At 47.4% G+C, this 15,643-nt stretch carries 16 protein-coding genes; 9 read left to right on the plus strand and 7 right to left on the minus strand.

Translation table 11 applies throughout. The features are described 5' to 3' along the window. The 3 genes from ACR6Z4_RS30900 to ACR6Z4_RS30910 all read right to left on the minus strand — a co-directional run. Positions 1 to 922: effector-associated domain EAD1-containing protein (locus ACR6Z4_RS30900; RefSeq protein WP_479721198.1), on the minus strand; the 922-nt coding region annotated here is incomplete at its 3' end. A gap of 10 nt (positions 923 to 932) precedes the next feature. Further along, positions 933 to 1,355, minus strand: a complete 423-nt coding sequence (locus ACR6Z4_RS30905; RefSeq protein WP_479721199.1) for a hypothetical protein — start codon at positions 1,353 to 1,355, stop codon at positions 933 to 935. A 10-nt stretch (positions 1,356 to 1,365) separates the two neighbouring features. Next, complete coding sequence (locus ACR6Z4_RS30910) at positions 1,366 to 2,424, minus strand: trypsin-like peptidase domain-containing protein (protein ID WP_479721200.1); 1,059 nt, start codon at positions 2,422 to 2,424, stop codon at positions 1,366 to 1,368. Between the two features lie 70 nt (positions 2,425 to 2,494). On the opposite strand from ACR6Z4_RS30910, the gene ACR6Z4_RS30915 reads away from it, so the two are divergent. The 6 genes from ACR6Z4_RS30915 to ACR6Z4_RS30940 all read left to right on the plus strand — a co-directional run bounded on the left by ACR6Z4_RS30915 (position 2,495) and on the right by ACR6Z4_RS30940 (position 10,266). Continuing rightward, on the plus strand, positions 2,495 to 2,674 hold the full coding sequence (locus ACR6Z4_RS30915; protein ID WP_479721201.1) for a hypothetical protein: 180 nt from the start codon (positions 2,495 to 2,497) through the stop codon (positions 2,672 to 2,674). A gap of 650 nt (positions 2,675 to 3,324) precedes the next feature. Continuing rightward, complete coding sequence (locus tag ACR6Z4_RS30920) at positions 3,325 to 4,971, plus strand: tyrosine-type recombinase/integrase (RefSeq protein ID WP_479721202.1); 1,647 nt, start codon at positions 3,325 to 3,327, stop codon at positions 4,969 to 4,971. Next, positions 4,968 to 6,341, plus strand: coding sequence for a helix-turn-helix domain-containing protein (locus tag ACR6Z4_RS30925; protein ID WP_479721203.1), 1,374 nt, complete (start codon positions 4,968 to 4,970; stop codon positions 6,339 to 6,341). Before ACR6Z4_RS30920 ends, ACR6Z4_RS30925 begins: the two co-directional genes overlap by 4 nt. 1,147 nt (positions 6,342 to 7,488) lie before the next feature. After that, positions 7,489 to 9,162, plus strand: a complete 1,674-nt coding sequence (locus ACR6Z4_RS30930) for a hypothetical protein (protein WP_479721204.1) — start codon at positions 7,489 to 7,491, stop codon at positions 9,160 to 9,162. A 33-nt stretch (positions 9,163 to 9,195) separates the two neighbouring features. Beyond that, on the plus strand, positions 9,196 to 9,969 hold the full coding sequence (locus tag ACR6Z4_RS30935) for a DUF4058 family protein (RefSeq protein WP_479721205.1): 774 nt from the start codon (positions 9,196 to 9,198) through the stop codon (positions 9,967 to 9,969). Positions 9,970 to 10,059: 90 nt separating this feature from the next. After that, the gene (locus ACR6Z4_RS30940) at positions 10,060 to 10,266 is read left to right on the plus strand and encodes a hypothetical protein (protein ID WP_479721206.1); all 207 of its coding nucleotides are present in this window, start codon (positions 10,060 to 10,062) and stop codon (positions 10,264 to 10,266) included. On the opposite strand, the gene ACR6Z4_RS30945 is transcribed toward ACR6Z4_RS30940, so the two are convergent. Both ACR6Z4_RS30945 and ACR6Z4_RS30950 read right to left on the minus strand, forming a co-directional pair. Continuing rightward, a complete protein-coding gene (locus tag ACR6Z4_RS30945; RefSeq protein WP_479721207.1) occupies positions 10,254 to 10,880 on the minus strand; it encodes an HD domain-containing protein in 627 nt (208 codons plus the stop codon). The genes ACR6Z4_RS30940 and ACR6Z4_RS30945 overlap by 13 nt on opposite strands. Next, positions 10,864 to 12,351 carry a TIGR03985 family CRISPR-associated protein gene (locus ACR6Z4_RS30950; protein ID WP_479721208.1) on the minus strand — a complete coding sequence of 496 codons (1,488 nt, stop codon included), beginning with the start codon at positions 12,349 to 12,351 and terminating at the stop codon, positions 10,864 to 10,866. Before ACR6Z4_RS30950 ends, ACR6Z4_RS30945 begins: the two co-directional genes overlap by 17 nt. Positions 12,352 to 12,554: 203 nt before the next feature. Here ACR6Z4_RS30950 and crn3 point away from each other — a divergent pair, with 203 nt between their 5' ends. Both crn3 and ACR6Z4_RS30960 read left to right on the plus strand, forming a co-directional pair. After that, a complete protein-coding gene (gene crn3 / locus ACR6Z4_RS30955) occupies positions 12,555 to 12,893 on the plus strand; it encodes a CRISPR-associated ring nuclease Crn3/Csx3 (RefSeq protein WP_479721209.1) in 339 nt (112 codons plus the stop codon). Next, a complete protein-coding gene (locus ACR6Z4_RS30960) occupies positions 12,890 to 13,777 on the plus strand; it encodes a CRISPR-associated protein Csx3 (protein ID WP_479721210.1) in 888 nt (295 codons plus the stop codon). The genes crn3 and ACR6Z4_RS30960 overlap by 4 nt, the downstream gene beginning before the upstream one ends. A 27-nt stretch (positions 13,778 to 13,804) precedes the next feature. On the opposite strand, the gene ACR6Z4_RS30965 is transcribed toward ACR6Z4_RS30960, so the two are convergent. Beyond that, positions 13,805 to 14,989, minus strand: a complete 1,185-nt coding sequence (locus ACR6Z4_RS30965) for a putative CRISPR-associated protein (RefSeq protein WP_479721211.1) — start codon at positions 14,987 to 14,989, stop codon at positions 13,805 to 13,807. A 29-nt stretch (positions 14,990 to 15,018) separates the two neighbouring features. Beyond that, positions 15,019 to 15,399, minus strand: a complete 381-nt coding sequence (locus ACR6Z4_RS30970) for a hypothetical protein (protein WP_479721212.1) — start codon at positions 15,397 to 15,399, stop codon at positions 15,019 to 15,021. Here ACR6Z4_RS30970 and ACR6Z4_RS30975 point away from each other — a divergent pair. Next, positions 15,398 to 15,616, plus strand: coding sequence for a hypothetical protein (locus tag ACR6Z4_RS30975; protein ID WP_479721213.1), 219 nt, complete (start codon positions 15,398 to 15,400; stop codon positions 15,614 to 15,616). The genes ACR6Z4_RS30970 and ACR6Z4_RS30975 overlap by 2 nt on opposite strands. Positions 15,617 to 15,643: the final 27 nt, after the last annotated feature.

The following is a 15,643-nucleotide window of genomic DNA, read 5'->3' on the forward strand; positions in this document are numbered from 1 at the left end:
CCTCAACCTTTTCTTCCAAATGCACGCAAGGTAAAAACAATTCCAGGGTAACTTTGCCGCATTCATAAGGAATCAGCGCCGCTTCTGCTTTTGGGATCAGTTCAGAGACATACCCAGCCACCTCATTGAATGCGCATGTAATCGACGCATCATCAAATTCGATCGGGTTCGCCTCGCCTGTAACGTGCAGCTCCGTAAACACATTGACAGAAGCACCCGCCTTAGCTGTAACCCGACCACTTTCTTTCAAGGCGATCAGTAAATAAGCCTGTTGTGCACCTGGATTCAGTGGTTCTGGCTGTTCCGGGGGAATGTTATGTGCCAGGGCAATGCGATCGCGCCATTGCTCCATGGCAGACAGATCGCGATTATTTCCTTCAGACAACCCCTGAAGCTCAACTCTGACCAACTCCACAAATCGTACGCCTAACTTGGGATTGTCATACTTTTGTAAAAGCGATTGTACTTGTGGCAACTCACCCAAACAGGGATGGTCAGGTTGTATTTCCCAAAAGTCGTTGTTGTATACCGCCTTAAAAGCGCGAAGAAACGCGATCTGCACGTAGGCTGAATCCTGTGGCTGAAACTGAGAAAACAGGCTTTCCCACTCTTCTATTGCCAGCTGAGAGGTTCTTTTAGCAATCAGTGGTTTAACGTCTAGTTCATGTTGTAGTGTAGCGATCGCTGCATGATCTGAATTAATTTCACAAAACCGCTGATAGAGTCGATCAAGCGATCGCCCATCAGCACAGCCTTCTTCAATCAGGTCAAATGCTCGATCATTTAGGTTCATCTCACTTGAAATGAGATTCAGATTCAAGTCCAACTCATCGCTGACAAACACTGCTAACTTTTTGGGGGTGTTGTAAACCGCAACCAAAGCTTCTCGCAGTTTTTTCTTATTTTGACCAGTCCAATCCATCGTCGTAATTTTATTGTTTTGGCGCAGGGGGAGGAGGCAATAAGGGAATTGCTGATGTGTATATCAACAGCAGGAGTGAGCCATATATCGGTTTATAAAATGACAGTTCTGCAAATGGACCCCCGATCGCAAATACCCATACAAAAAACGATCCACAGGATAGAAAAATTTGCCGCCAGTCGGTTGGCTTCTTGGCTTCTGTCGTTTGTTTGCGCGTCCAGAAAAACGAAAAGACTAAACCCACCACAAATAGTAGCCAGAGCAACCCTATGCGCGATCCGTCGTCTGACTGCCCCTGAATCAAGCCACTCCCTGCTAACCACAAGCCAACAACATCTGCTGGAATATATTTCAACAATCGATCAAAATAGCCATCGATTTTTACCTCTGTCTCACTCGATTCGTACGCATACCAGACAATCCGACGACTCATTCACCCATCCTCACGCTAGAAACTCTGCAATTTCAGTCAAAATCGACGCCCATAAAATCCCTTCGCGAACACTACCAAACCCTCGTGACATCGATGCATGATGCAGTGCAACCAGTTCCCACTCCCTATTAAAGCAAGGGGAGCCACTAGAGCCACCCTGAGTCCGATTGACATACCAGACCCGCCCACGCCCAAGATCCACTTGCACTACCCCACTGGTACTAAGAGATGCCTGCATTACATTTCCCTGGGGATGCTGTAAAACATTTAGTCCATCTCCCGAAACTAGAGAGGTAACCATGGAACGAATATCTACAGGTCGAATGTAATCTGTTTCAGCAATCTTAGGTTCAATCCGTAATAACGCATAATCGAGTTGAGCAGGAGGACTACAGGCAACGACCCGATCCTTACCACACACAGCAAATGTGTCTGGGCTGACAGGGGTATCGTGTTCTTTACTAACGAAGCCAAATTCAAACAGCAGAGTTTTTGCTTTTTCATCAAGTTGCGATCGCTCTTCAACCACCTGCGGACTCAAAACGTGGTAGTTGGTTAAAACCAGATCAGGGGCAATTAAAACACCAGTGCCAGTTGTCGAGCGATCGGTAAAAGACACTTTGCAAACTGCATTTGCCAATTGCAGCCCACGCCGCAACTGACCCACATCAGCTTCGTAAGAAAGTGGTCGTGGCAAAAAGGCTTCGAGCTGTGGATCACTATAGATAACTGGCAAATCAAACGGTTGCTCCATAGACTCTGCCACCATCGGATCAAGCAAAAGTCTTTGCTGCAAAAAACCTTGCAGCCGACCCATTAAAATTTGAACTTCTGGATTACGGGGTCTTGCTTGATGCAGCGCCAGAATCAGATCTGACACATCACCTTCTTCTTCAAAATGCTCGATTAGATCATCTGCTGCGGTTGTCGTGGCTGAGGATGTAGCAATCTGATTGAGTCGGAAATCAAAATGATCCGAGACAAAAATTTTGAGAGCTGAGTAACTCCGAAATCCTGATGTTAGTGCCTGCCGAAGCTGCCTGCGATCAGATTTTGATAGCGTCAGCATTTTCCTAACCTCCGCGTCTCTAGCGTTGAACAGTTAATTAACGAGAAGCGATCGCCCAAGGACTCAGAATATGGCAACACGAAAAAACAGACCGGTGATTTTTTTTAGGGGAAACGTTTTAGAAGATTCTGCCATTTTGATGCAGGCATCAGGATTTTATCCAGCTTATCCTCTAAGCAAACCAATAGAGATTTTTCGTCCAGCTCCGCAGTTTGGCTTTGCAAAACGTAAATTTTCCAACACTAAATAAAAACCAACATCAAGAACGGTGCTTAATGCTGCGATCAAATTTTGCGATCGCATCCTGATGAAAACATCTTGCAAAAAAACATATTCTGGGGGATCTTTTTTAATCCATTTATCCCGATATGCTTTTAGTCGTTTTATCAGGACAAATGTCCCTACTATTTGAAATCATCCAGCAGTCAAACCAAAATAATTTGTCCCCTTCACACCCAAATTGATTATCAAGTCAAGACACATTACAGCAAGCAAGCAAGCAAGCAAGCAAGCAAGCAAGGTAAAAAATCAAAAAAACGATCTGAAAAAACGATCTGAAAAAACGATGATTTTTTACCAGCTATCAAATCAAACGTAATTCATATTCAATTAAATTCAGAACACAATAAAATTTTAGAAATCCATCTATTTTCACTTTCTTCTATATCAAGATTTTTCAGTCTTATAAAATTTCACATATTCTTACATGAATCATTTATGAATCCGTCTCAAGAAAATCCTACAATCCTATAACCTATAGGATTCAACCAATAGAATAATGTCGCGAAAGCACTTCATCGAAAGGGTTTAGAGAGAATCTAATGCCTTCAATAATCTGTATAAAAAGGTGAGAATATGGGGCATGTTATACTGATGACAGGGTTAAATCATACTTTTACAATGACTAACAAAATCCGCGAAAATACTATCGTAATGGTCTCTGACATCATCGTTATGTATACTTATGAAGCTTCTGAAAAAGCAGTTAGAAATCTAAAAACTACTCTCGTAAAATATGTTTTTCCGTTCTTCAAATTTCGTGGTCATACAAGGGTAAGCCTAAAGGATTACTCCTCGAAAATATCCATCAGCAACTTTATTGATAACGCTCAAGATTATTTTGAGATTGCCTTTAAATCAGCTTTAGAAAGCGGCAAAAATCAGCGCACTCTTAACAACAACCGCAGCAATCTGAAGCAGTTTATAAAATGGATAAAAGCTCAATCTTGGTATTTTGATTTTATAAAATATAAAGCGATACCTAAACGTGCACCGAGGCTAAGAGCTGGAATGAATTTAGACAACTTAGCTACGAGTCGAAATTATGGTGCTATTCCCTACTGTCTTAAGGAGAATGAGCTTACAGAAAAGTTGATCAAGCAGCTCAAAGCGCTTCATATGTATCTCACATCCGAATATATGCCTGCTCGCAAAGGCGCTCCTCCTGTAAGAGAAACAACCTGGCAAAACTATAGAGACTATATTCTCTGTTTCCTCGGATGGCTCAAGAATATACAGGCTATGGAACCTGATGCTCTTGATATTATTTCATTTGCAAACAAGGAAACTTTGGAAGAGTATCTCACCTGGCAGTTTACATCCAGAGGAAATGGATTTCATCATGCTCTAACTATTTGCCAAGCTGCCATGAGCATTGCAAAGTGGCACTACGGCAAAACTTCAAAAAGAGCAAAATTTATTGATTGTGATGCTGTATTAGACATTCGAGCAATTCAAAATGAACTTACCCCCCGGATCAAAACAGACAGGCGAACAACTTCTCCCGAGGCTTTTTCTAAAAAGTTATTATCGTTAGAACAATGTCAAGAAATAGTTGAGTATTTAAGGCTTTGTTGTAGCGAGAAGTGGTCTGACCATAAACAACGGACTCTCTTTGCGATTCTGACATCGTGGCAAAATTATTTAATTATCGCTATTCTCACTTATACCCCCGTTCGCCAAAGAGAAATCAGGGAGCTTCAAATCAATAAAAACCTTAGGAGAGAACCCGATGGATGGTGGGTTACTCTTACCCCTGAAGAACACAAAACAGGGGCTAGAACAGGAAAGGGTAGAGAATATCCACTATTTGCTGGTCCAGCCAAAGAACAGCTCACAAGAGATATGGATGACTATGTAAACAAATGGCGACCCCAAGCGCAACTTAATCATGACTACCTCTTCTTCTTGCGTAGCAGAAATTATCCTGATCGCAGAGGTATGCCGATACCAGATGCACAGCACTTAACGAAGGCAGTTCCTCGTGTCATGTTAAGAGCAACTGCAATTTTATATGGAAATGAAAATGCTAAACATCCTAGCCCTCACGATTTTAGACGGATCTTTGATACCTGGCTCTACACTTATGGCAATCCCGAGGAACAAGATCTGTATGCAGAATTAATGGGACATTCCGTTGAAGAAGCTCGTCGAACTTATGCAATGGTCAGAAGCAGAGACAAAACCCAGCGAGCGGACGAAGCTTTCAATTCTGTTGCTGAGCGAGCAAAAAGGATAAAAGCGCAAAGAGGACTCACTAAAATTTGAACACATCTAAACCAGCCCAATCAGGCATAATCTCAACACCCTCTAAAGAGCGCCCCAGAACCAACCCTGACCTCTTCGTAGAAGGTTCAACCACCCCTGTCACCTCTTCTCTACCGCTGTGGGAAGCCAGCAATATTCTTACCCAGCGCAAGCATTTACCGTGGGTGATGGACCCTGACGGAAAACTTTGCTACACCCGTGATGTCAACGATGGGCAGGGCGCGATCTACTTCTGGGTTACAGAAAATACTGAAGACGAGCACCCCGCTGCTCTTGCTGGTGCAGCCGCTCTCGCAGTGATTGATAATTTCGATATTCGAGCAGCCTGTATGCATTTGATCTACGCTGCTCACGCCACCCAATTAGAAAAGCCTTGGGAAGACGAAATTGTCATCGACGATCGTCAAATCGAAGCCTATTTAGGCTTACAGAAACGAACCGATAAATCGCGAAAAGAAAAGTTAGCGCTGATTGAAAAGATTGCCAATGAACCTTGTAAAATCGCGACCTACATCTCATGGCCCCAACAAGGACGCCGAAAAGGATTCACGGTTGAAGAAGGTCGTCTTTGGCATATTCTGGGGACTCGATACCACTATCAAACAGACAGTTGTGGCAATCAGGAAATCGTGGGGATATCCTTCATCTTGAAAGCAGGACTGTGGGCAAAGTACTTCTTAAATGACGACGCCAAGACCGACCAAAGCCTGCCAACGCATCCAGGAATCTTACCCAAATCCTTGCTAGAGAGTGTCATGAGTCTCTGGCAGCATCGAGAAGGCGCTGCCCGCTTAATGGTCTGGCTGCTGTTCAAATCGCAAACGCATAAACAGCAGTCCCTCAGTGTTCAAACCCTAATGGAAGTCGCCTATGGTTCCAAGAAAATAGAAGACGCTAAATCAGACCTACAACTCCGAAAAAAGCTGGCAAATACTTGGGACGAAGATCTTTTCACTTTGCACGATAGGGGTTGGCTTCTACATTTCGACACTGATACTTATCCGGTCGAGATCCAACCTCTTGGCTTTGCTCGTGCCGAGACTCGTCGTCCTCGCGGTTTTTTTGAGAAATTACTTACGGCACAGTTGTGGATCAGCCCACCGCCGGAGTGGATGACGCAAACGCTGATTGTCGATGCTCACAACCCAAACAGAGAAAATGAGGCGATCGCATTAGAAGAAATACCCGAGCAACCAACCTTAACTGGAGAAGATATGAAAACGATGAGAACTGAAAGAGGCTGGAGTCAACGCAAATTGGCAACCCTGACCGGCATCAGTCAAGGACTGATTTCTATGATTGAAAACGGCACCCGAACCCTCACAGTAGACAACGAACTCATCATCAGAAGAGTTTTTGATTACATGTAACCCACTTTTGATTACAAAAAACTCTAGAACCCCACTCCTGATTACCCCCTCCCTCAAGCTTTGATTAAAGCCCGTTAGAGCTTATCACCCAGTTTCAGACATGTCTCCTCAATCCCTTTACCGCTCATAAGTTTAGCCTCCCAGACACGATTACAAAAGACTCTAGAACCCCTCCCCTAAGAGTTGCATAAGGAACCCATCTCCAAAAACATGATCACAAAATCGTCGAGTGATTACAAAAGACTCTAGAACCCACCCCCTTAAAAAAATTTGCTAAATATGGTGGTTAAACGATTTCACTGGATCTTTTTTGCTCTAGATCTGTTTTCAACCCAATGATTACAAAGGTCAGACTCATTCCTCATGATTACATCTAACTCTAGACCCCCACCCCTAAAAATTCTAGAACCCACCCCCCATTCTCTCTAGACCCCCACCCCTAAACCGAGATCGGGCGATCGCATTTCCGGTCTTTTAAGAACATTCCTGCAACATACAGTAACAAAAGTGATTACAAACAGTTAGGTTCAGGTGTTCTGTTGTAATCAATGCGTCTGTTATAAGGAGAAGGATATTTTTTAGAAGGAGGACTACATCTTCAAAGCAAAACGTTCCATAAGCAAAGACCCCAACTGTTAACGCAGTTGAGGTCTGAAAAGGTACATATCTGTAAGACGGGATAATCAACCGGATATAGCCTTACGTCCTCAGGTTAGGACAGGGATGTGGGGGCTGTGCTCCCAGACAGGGATTCCACCCCTGCACCCCGTCCTAACTCAAATGCGTACTACTATAACACCAGAAAAAATGCTTTGGCGAGCAGCACTGGCGTTCTCCTGTTTACTTACCCTGTCTATTTCCTAGCTACTTACTCACTTACTACCTACATGTACCCGTACATGTACCTATAGCTGTACTTGCACTTGTCTTGTACCTGTACTGTACCTGTGCCCATTCTAAGAATCTGCACACGATTTCTGCAAGCATTCCGGTATTCCAAGATTTTTTATCGGAAAAATTTAATCCTCCTTTCAGGACTCTACTGACATGAGCTCCCTGAAAGTTTTGAGTTCGCGTTGATCCAACAGATTGATTCCGGCACAGGTTATAACCCTTCACCTGCAATTCATTCAGGGTATAACGTGCTGTGAAAAAAACTGTAGAAAAAACAAAGCAGATATCTAGGTACGTCCTAGAGCATGGGAATAAATTTTTAGAGCTTTGGTCCCATCGCTACGACTATATCTGGGCAGAGCATCCTGAACCTAACGCAACACCAGACTGGCAAACTGAATCGAGACATCCCTTATCAGATCGGCTGATCACACAAGGAAGTCATCTATATGGAGTCCGCTTTGGGCAAAAAACTTGCTATGTCATGCTCGATATCGATCGAAACAGTCTTTATCATCCTAAACAAGATGCCTTTGCGCTTAGACGGATCAAAGCTGCAATTGAGCCTTTAGGACTGGTGCAATCGGTCATCTGCACATCCAGCTATAGCGATGGACTTCATGTTTACTTCCCTTTCCAAATTGCCTTAAAAAGTTGGGAAATCGCCCTCGTCATTTCAACCGTACTAGAAAATGCCGGATTCAAGATCGCACCGGGACAATTAGAACTGTTTCCTAATCCCAAACCTTACGCGGGCGACGGGACTCTTAGTCTTTACAATGCCCACAGACTGCCAATGCAAGTAGGGTCATATTTACTCAATGATGCTTTAGAGCCCGTCTGGAGCAATCAACATATTTTCACGCAATCGTGGCAGTTTGCAGTACAGAGAAACGAGCCATCAGTACGTACTATCCAGCGTATTCTCAAAACCGCCAGACGGAAGCAGTATCGCGTCACTGGTAAAGCAGAGAAATTTATCAATGATCTAAATACCGAAATTGAAGAAGGATGGACAGGTCAAGGTCAAACCAACCGCTTACTAGGCAGGATTGCCATGCGCTCCTATATTTTTGGGCATATGCTCTATGCTCTGAAACCCCTGAGCGGAAAAGATTTAGTTCAAGATATTGTTAGGGTCGCCCATTCTTTAATCGGGTATGAAGAATGGTGCAATCATCAGCATGAAATTGAAAAACGAGCAGAAGAATGGGCACGATGCATTGAGTCTAGCCACTACTTTCCATACGGAACCGGGAAAATTCAAACGCCCCCAACCATTAGAACGGCAGAGACACCGACATGGAACGATCGCCAGCAAAGTGGAGCAAGAGAACGAATCCGTACAGCAGTTGACACACTGATCAATCAAAACTGCCTTCCGGATAGAATCACCGATCGAGTTGAGGCACTGGTCAAACACAGCATTAGCGCTGCAACACTCTATCGTCACCGCGATCTCTGGCATCCCCAACACATGAGACAAAACAATCCAGAACCAGAAAATCCCCCCTCAGACTCCCCCCTACTTCAAAGTGAAGCACAGGAAGCTTGCTCTAAAGGAGCAGCTTCCTGTGCCAATCACACAAGCTTATTGGAGAAAAATGGGTGTAATCTCAATGAGGGCAAGGATTTGAGCAATTTCGAATCCTGCCAAACTGAAGGACCAGACTGTAATTCATTGCTGCCGGGTATCGAGCATGTCAAACAGGCGATCGCCACTCACGTATACCGACGGAAATTACAGAAGGTAGAGCTGCCGATCACTCTGGATACTCACAAAACCCAGGCACAACAGAACGCTTTTCAACAAGAACTTGAACGGTTCCTCAACTCTGGCGATCCAATTTTGATCAACGAAGCTCAACAGCGGCTCAAACGACTGACGTTGTCTGACTCAAATGGAATACAAGGATCACGTTTATGAGGCATGATCGGGGTATTGCTCTGAGGTGTTGCAATGCGATCGCCATTTCCTGGCATGGACCCTTATCTGGAAAATCCTGAGCTGTGGTCAGAGGTTCACAGTCGCTTGATTGTCGCGATCGCCGATAACCTGACCGATCAACTCAGCGAAAAATATCGCGTCGCTATTGAAAAACGCACCTATTTTACAGGTGGCGACGATAGCGTATTGGTGGGAATTCCGGATGTATCGGTTGTGTCTAAGCAGCCTGGAGCAGAGTCATCGACTGCGATCGCCACGCTGACCCCACCCGTTGCCCCCATTACGGTAACGGTACCCATAGCAGAGGAAGTGCAGGAGCGATATCTAGAAATCCGGGAGGTAGCAACGGGTGCTGTGATTACCTCCATTGAAGTGCTGTCGCCGAAAAACAAGCGACTAGGGGAAGGGCGACAAGCCTATGAACGAAAGCGCCATCAAGTTTTAGCCAGCCTGACGCATCTGGTGGAAATTGATCTACTTCGAGGTGGGCAACCGTTGCCGATGCAAGGGGCGATCGCTTCAGATTACCGGATTTTAGTGAGCCGCAGCGATCGCCGACCCCAAGCTGAGTTGTATGCCTTTAATCTGCCACAAGAGATTCCTAAGCTTGCTATTCCGCTGGCAGTGGGTGATGAAGAGCCGATCCTCGACCTGAACGCCATTCTCGTAGAAGTTTATCGGCGGGGTCGATATTATCTGGCGATCGACTATCGGCAATCGGTGCAACCGGCTTTTTCAGCAGAAACGGCGGCGTGGGTAAATGCGCTGTTGCAAGAGTGGGCTTAAAAGCTTGACAGAATCATCTACTATAGCAATTCCAAATGGGTTGAGAGAGGCGCACCCCTTCGGGGTTTGCTTCTCCTGTAAGGACTTTGGATGGTTTCTATTAAGCCAACTTTTGAAGAAAGAGATGAAGGCTTAGGTTGGTGCTGGATAGAATTAGAAGAAATTTCTGATTTCAAAACTGGAATCAATTTCAAGAAAGAACAAAAAGGAGAGTTTTGGAACCTGCAACCTCAAAGTAAATTGGATTCGTGTTTAGCGCTAGAACGCCCAGATTCAGCAACTACTTATTCCACCTGATGTTGATGTTTAGGATTGGTCGCAAGGCTCAGTAGGGTATAGATTTGCTGTCTAAATTCGGCAACCATGCCACTGTGAATATGTTGTTCAAATAAATCGGCAAGTTCTTGGTGTAGCCAAAGGTTGTCTGCTTTGGTGCTAGCAAAGGTTGACCAGGTACTTTCGCCGGTTTGCCGCAGGTTGGTAATCAGCGATCGCACATTATGTAGCTTATCAGCCAGGATGATGCGCTGAGCTTCTGGCGAAGCGTAGCGAATCTGGTTGAGATAGTCGAGCTTATGACTTTTCCAGGTTTGCGAAGCGGAGCGGGGAGGAATCGTGCAATCATTAACAATCGCAGCAATTCGAGAACCATAGCGATGCCGAATTGCAGTGAGGATGGGTTCCCCCCCCTGGTCTTCAACGGCATCGTGGAGGAGGGCGGCGATCGCCTCATCCTCACTGCCACCGTCTTCCAGCACCAGAGCGGCTACCGCCATGAGGTGACTGATGTAAGGTGCAGCATTTACTTTACGGAATTGGTAGCGATGTAAGTGGAGGGCATAGGTAAAGGCATCCGCGAAGCGATCGCTCAGAATCACATCAAGGCAGGTGGTTTCAGAAACGTGGGTCATAGAGGTCATCATCATATAACTTCATCTCTTTCATAACTTCCTGGGCGGTGCGTTGGCGCAATTCCCAGGGAAGCAGTACTTCTACGTGGGGTCTCCAGGCGCGGAGTCGTTGCAAAACGTTAGGGTCATCCTGGCGGTAGTATGCTTTATAGTAAGCATCGTCAGGGGAGCGGTGCTGCCAGAGGTGCAGAAGATACTGCTGACGCTGACCAGTCAGGGCTTGACAGATGAAAGATTGTACCTGGGGATAAGGAATTTTGCGAAAGGTGGTATGGCGTAGCGTATCGCGAATATAGCGGTCATCCCATTCTCGATCGAACCGCAGTAAGAGTAAGTGGCTGGGCTGATAGTAGTCAAATCCCCAGGCTTCATCCATCGCCGTTTCGATCGCCTCTGGAGTGGGGAGAGTGCGTTTCTGGTGATTCTGGTAAAGCTTACGAGGGACAGTGATATCGTCCCAATTGAGAGGGTCGATGGCGAGAATGCGATCGAGGCGGTAATTACGCCAATTGAGTACAGAGCTGGTAGCTTTGGGAACTTGACCATAGGCACACAGGTAAGGTCCACGACGGTAGTAATAGATGCAAACAGGATAGACAACAAGCGGACAACTCTGGTTCTCCCCAGCACCCTGGTAGTGAAGGCGCACCGGGGGAATGGGGGTTTGTTGCCAGATCTCTGAGAGCAAGACTTGCCAGTCATCCACTCGATCGAGCTTGTTTTGGGAGATAACGTAATCGACATGGACAAAGAATCGGGTGTATCCCTGGAAGGTGCGGGAGAAGGTGTCGGCGATCGCTGCCAGATCGGGCTGGGTAAACAAGGCAAGTTCCTGATTGGAGGGAGGCTTAATGACTGGCGCTCCAGCATGGGGATACTCGGGATAGGAAGTAACCTTTTGAAATTTGTTTCCCCGGTTGTGCAGCCATCCAATGGTGGAAAGGTGATGCAGGTCGCTGGAAAGGGTGCGGCGGGTAAACCCAAACAGGCGAGTTTGAAACAGCAGGTGATCTAGATTGGGCGGCAGAAGATCATGGTCAATGAGTAATTGGTGCAAGCGATCGCGCTGTTCCTGGATCTGCGCTTGTCCGGGTTGTTTTCCCTGGTAAACCTGCCACTGGGGTTGAGTAAGCGTCAAATCTGGATGAAATAACCAAGCAGCGGTGAGTTTAGCGCAGGGACAGGAGAGATAGTGGGGGGTTGGCTTGGTTTCTCCGGTAGGATGGTCGGAGGTAAAGAAGCGATCGCGCCAATCTGCGTAACTAAAGGTTTCTGGTAAAGCCAGGGTGTCACTCATTTCGCCGTAGAGGATATGCAACCAGACCCATAGACGAATGGCTTGAAGAAAGTTTTGCTTAAGAGAACCCCGTACTAACCACTGTAACAAGGGAATGATGGGAGGCTCTTGCCAGAATGTATTTGCCATATCCTGGGTGGTGCGATCAATTCCTATAGTGTATGAGTGTGCCACAGGCTTGGAGAAGGAAGGTTCCTGAAGTGCGTAAATCTCAGCGCTGGATGCCCTTAACCTAAATGGACTGCATGGTCACCAATCGTCTGTAGAGGCAAATCACGATGCGCCTCTACGGTATCTGGTGCAATTGCTAATTAAAGCGGTATGAGAATTCAGCATGTTCTTGTGATAGGGTCAGTTTGACGTTAGACACTACTTTCATGGCTGCGATCGAGTTGACGTGTATTTCCCATCAGACCGCATCGGGGCTTGCCTATCAGCATTTGCACATTCATTTAGCAGCGGAAGATGGGTTAATTGAGCCGGAGGACTTGAAAGGACTGGCTGTACCAGACGGAATCGTGTGGAGTCAGGGGGTAGTGATTGAGGGCAAGGCTCCCATCTGGTTATATGGCTATCTGGTGCATGAATGTCATTCGGCAGCGTGGGTTGCCTGTTATGACCCCCGTTTGGGAGAGGGGGGCGGGGCAGTCGTGGTGGCAACCCATACGCGCCAGATCAAGATTGGTGAAGTTCTTTTTACGACGTTGCCCCTATGATTCGTTTAAGCCGGATTGAGTCGAATTACCAGATTGTGTCGGTGTTGCCCCATTCGGGAGGACGGGCGATCGCTCCCATCGAACTGATCGACCTGTCCCTTCCCCCTGATGTGGATTTGAACCAGCCTGTGATTTTATTTGGTGCAGTACCTACCTGGGTCTATGGGCGATTGATTGATCTGTGCCGGGAGGCTCCCTGGATTGGGTGTTTCTCGGCTCCAGAAGCAGAAGCAGTGGTGATCCATAGTCGCGTCACAGATGTAGATGTGGGGGATGTGGTTGCAATTCCACCAGTGCGGGAAAAGCTGGCTCCAGCGGTGCTAGTGGTAGGTCCGCCGGATAGTGGTAAGAGTGTTTTGTCAAATGCGTTACGCCGGAGCCTGGTGGCACAGTATCCCGACCGTTCTATCTTTTTGCATCGGGCAAATTGGGATGGGGAGGGAAACTGGAGCCATGAAGGGCAGGATCACGCCCTGATCCAGCGACTTGTGCGGAACCATGAACGGCGCATTCACGAACGCCCCTCTGCAACAGAATTGATGGCGGCGTTTTTTGCATACCACGAGGCAGCCGTGATGAATTTGCGGCGGGTGGTGGATCTAGTGATTGTGGATGTGGGGGGGAAGGTGCAACCTGAGAAGGCAAAGATTCGCGATCGCTGTACCCATGCGGTAATTATTAGCCGCGCACCGGAATTAGTGACAGAGTGGCGCAGATTTTGTGAGCCGACGCTAGAGTTGCTGGCGGTGATCCACAGCGTTTTGGAAGAACGGTGTGAGGTGAAGTCGGAAGATCCTTTAGAGGTGATTGCGGGATTGTGGTTACGGGGGGAAACGCACCAGGTGCCGGAGGTGATATGGCAGGCGGTAGGGAAATTGTTATAGCCCTGGTTGGAATTACTCCGGTTGGCACTACCCAAAATCTTTGCCGATGCGCTGGTTCAGGTCTAAAAGGCAGGCTTTTTGTTCACCGGGTGTTGTGCTGGAGGTTTCGATCGCAAACCGAACCGTCCAGGTGCCGTTGCTCAGCGTTCCTTCCAGGGCATCTCCTTGCAAACGAAAGGCATTGAGATTGGAGAGTGCAGGATTCCAGTAGAAGGTGCGACAGCCTGTGACATAGGGACAGACTTCGGTAATGGTTTGCAGGTAACGGATGATTGCGTCTCTGGCATTGCCCCAATTGTGGCTAGACATTTGGGGTTTGCGTTTCTGTTGCGGTGGCACTGGGGCGGGCAAATGTAGTGCCATTTCGGGCAGGTGTCGGTCTCGAAATGCTTCATAAAACACCTGCCCTGTGGGCGACAGGGTGATGTAAGCTTGGCCGTCAATGTCTACCCGTTCTACCAAAGGTTCCATGGCTTCTGACCAGTCATCCTGCACGGTTTCCCAGGGGGTCTGGTCATGGGAGTTGCGCCCCAGAGCGGTGAGCCAACCGTTATGCTGAATCCACAAATCAAAATCCAGGCTGATGGGCATGGGTGGAAAGGCGATGATTTCGCTGAACCGTTCATGTTTGTAGTAAACCGGAACTTTGAGCGCTTGCCCCAGCAGAACGGCGATCGCAATTTGTGCTTTATATCCCCCGGTGGCGTTGATCGCGCAATATTCGGTTCCATGGAATCGCAACCCCAAAGACATTTGCTTAACCAGATTGCGTAAGCCATCGGTGCGAAAGGCTTTGGGATTGTTGTCTTGAAGTCCTTCCACCCGATACGAAGTGGCGGTATGCCCCAATGCCTGATAGTAATCAATCAGGAGGGTGGCGATCGCGCTGCCCTCGTCGGTATCGGAGTGGCAAAACAAGAGGGTAGCGTTGGAGGTGACATAGCCCTGCCGGAGCAGATCACCAATGGAGTTGATTTCGGCTCCGCATAGGCGCAGGGTGGGCGGAAGCTGGCTTAAATGCAGGGCGAGAGTAACCCAATCGGCTTGCTCGAAGGCGGTTTTGAGGGCGTCAATGGTGTCGGCAGTAAGGTAGGGGCGATCGGGGGCAGGCTGTTTTTGCAGCCACTCATCATAGTGATCGGGGGTAGGAAGGGTTTTGAGGTTGGGATAAAACAGGCTGGTGCCAATGGTGCAAATCAGGGTGTGGCGCATAGGGGGTGGCGGAGATGGGGTGGCGATCGCTATTGGCGACGTATCTGAATATTAACGGCACAGGCTCCAGCGGGGTTAATACAGAAGGGCATACTATATTGAACTTGAAAGGTACCACCCCCTCGCTGGGGAATGGTGAAATAGATGGTTTCACCCCCAAACTCGTTACCGCGTGCAAATCGCCGTCCTGTCGCATCATAGATGTCTACATTAACATCGCCCAGGTTCAGGAGGGTTTGGGCTTCCAGCACGTAGCTTCCTGGCTCAAGCTGCCACGATGCCCAGTTAGATTGTCCGGCATAGAGGGAACGTAACCATTCTGCCTGTGCAACTCCTGGGCGGAAACCTTCTACGGCTAAGAGGGCAAGGCAAGCCAGGGAAATACGACCGATGAATTGCTTGTAGTTCATGATATGGGTTCCTAGTTCTGGTTATGACACCGAACCGGAGGCTGAGAGCCAGGTTGCGGTGGGGATGCCTCAGTGCAACTGGCTCCAGAATAAGGGATATGTGGAAGGGGGTGTTTCCAAAGAACGATCGCCCCTACTGCGTCGATTGATTCTTAGACGATGTAAACCGAGGGTGGGGGTTTTGGCGATCGCCCCTGGTGTGTCGATTGATTCTTAGACAATGTAAACCGAGGGTGGGGGTTTT

The organism is Calyptranema fuscum S582, from assembly GCF_055793305.1.

Excerpts from the sequence above, each read along its gene's own strand:
- ACR6Z4_RS30970 (WP_479721212.1), bottom strand. The coding sequence starts at position 15,399 with ATGAACTACAAGCAATTCATCGGTCGTATTTCCCTGGCTTGCCTTGCC.
- ACR6Z4_RS30920 (WP_479721202.1), top strand. The coding sequence starts at position 3,325 with ATGACTAACAAAATCCGCGAAAATACTATCGTAATGGTCTCTGACATC.
- ACR6Z4_RS30940 (WP_479721206.1), top strand. The coding sequence starts at position 10,060 with ATGGTTTCTATTAAGCCAACTTTTGAAGAAAGAGATGAAGGCTTAGGT.
- ACR6Z4_RS30960 (WP_479721210.1), top strand. The coding sequence starts at position 12,890 with ATGATTCGTTTAAGCCGGATTGAGTCGAATTACCAGATTGTGTCGGTG.
- ACR6Z4_RS30975 (WP_479721213.1), top strand. The coding sequence starts at position 15,398 with ATGATATGGGTTCCTAGTTCTGGTTATGACACCGAACCGGAGGCTGAG.
- ACR6Z4_RS30965 (WP_479721211.1), bottom strand. The coding sequence starts at position 14,989 with ATGCGCCACACCCTGATTTGCACCATTGGCACCAGCCTGTTTTATCCC.
- ACR6Z4_RS30910 (WP_479721200.1), bottom strand. The coding sequence starts at position 2,424 with ATGCTGACGCTATCAAAATCTGATCGCAGGCAGCTTCGGCAGGCACTA.
- crn3 (WP_479721209.1), top strand. The coding sequence starts at position 12,555 with ATGGCTGCGATCGAGTTGACGTGTATTTCCCATCAGACCGCATCGGGG.
- ACR6Z4_RS30905 (WP_479721199.1), bottom strand. The coding sequence starts at position 1,355 with ATGAGTCGTCGGATTGTCTGGTATGCGTACGAATCGAGTGAGACAGAG.
- ACR6Z4_RS30915 (WP_479721201.1), top strand. The coding sequence starts at position 2,495 with ATGGCAACACGAAAAAACAGACCGGTGATTTTTTTTAGGGGAAACGTT.
- ACR6Z4_RS30935 (WP_479721205.1), top strand. The coding sequence starts at position 9,196 with ATGCGATCGCCATTTCCTGGCATGGACCCTTATCTGGAAAATCCTGAG.
- ACR6Z4_RS30945 (WP_479721207.1), bottom strand. The coding sequence starts at position 10,880 with ATGACCCACGTTTCTGAAACCACCTGCCTTGATGTGATTCTGAGCGAT.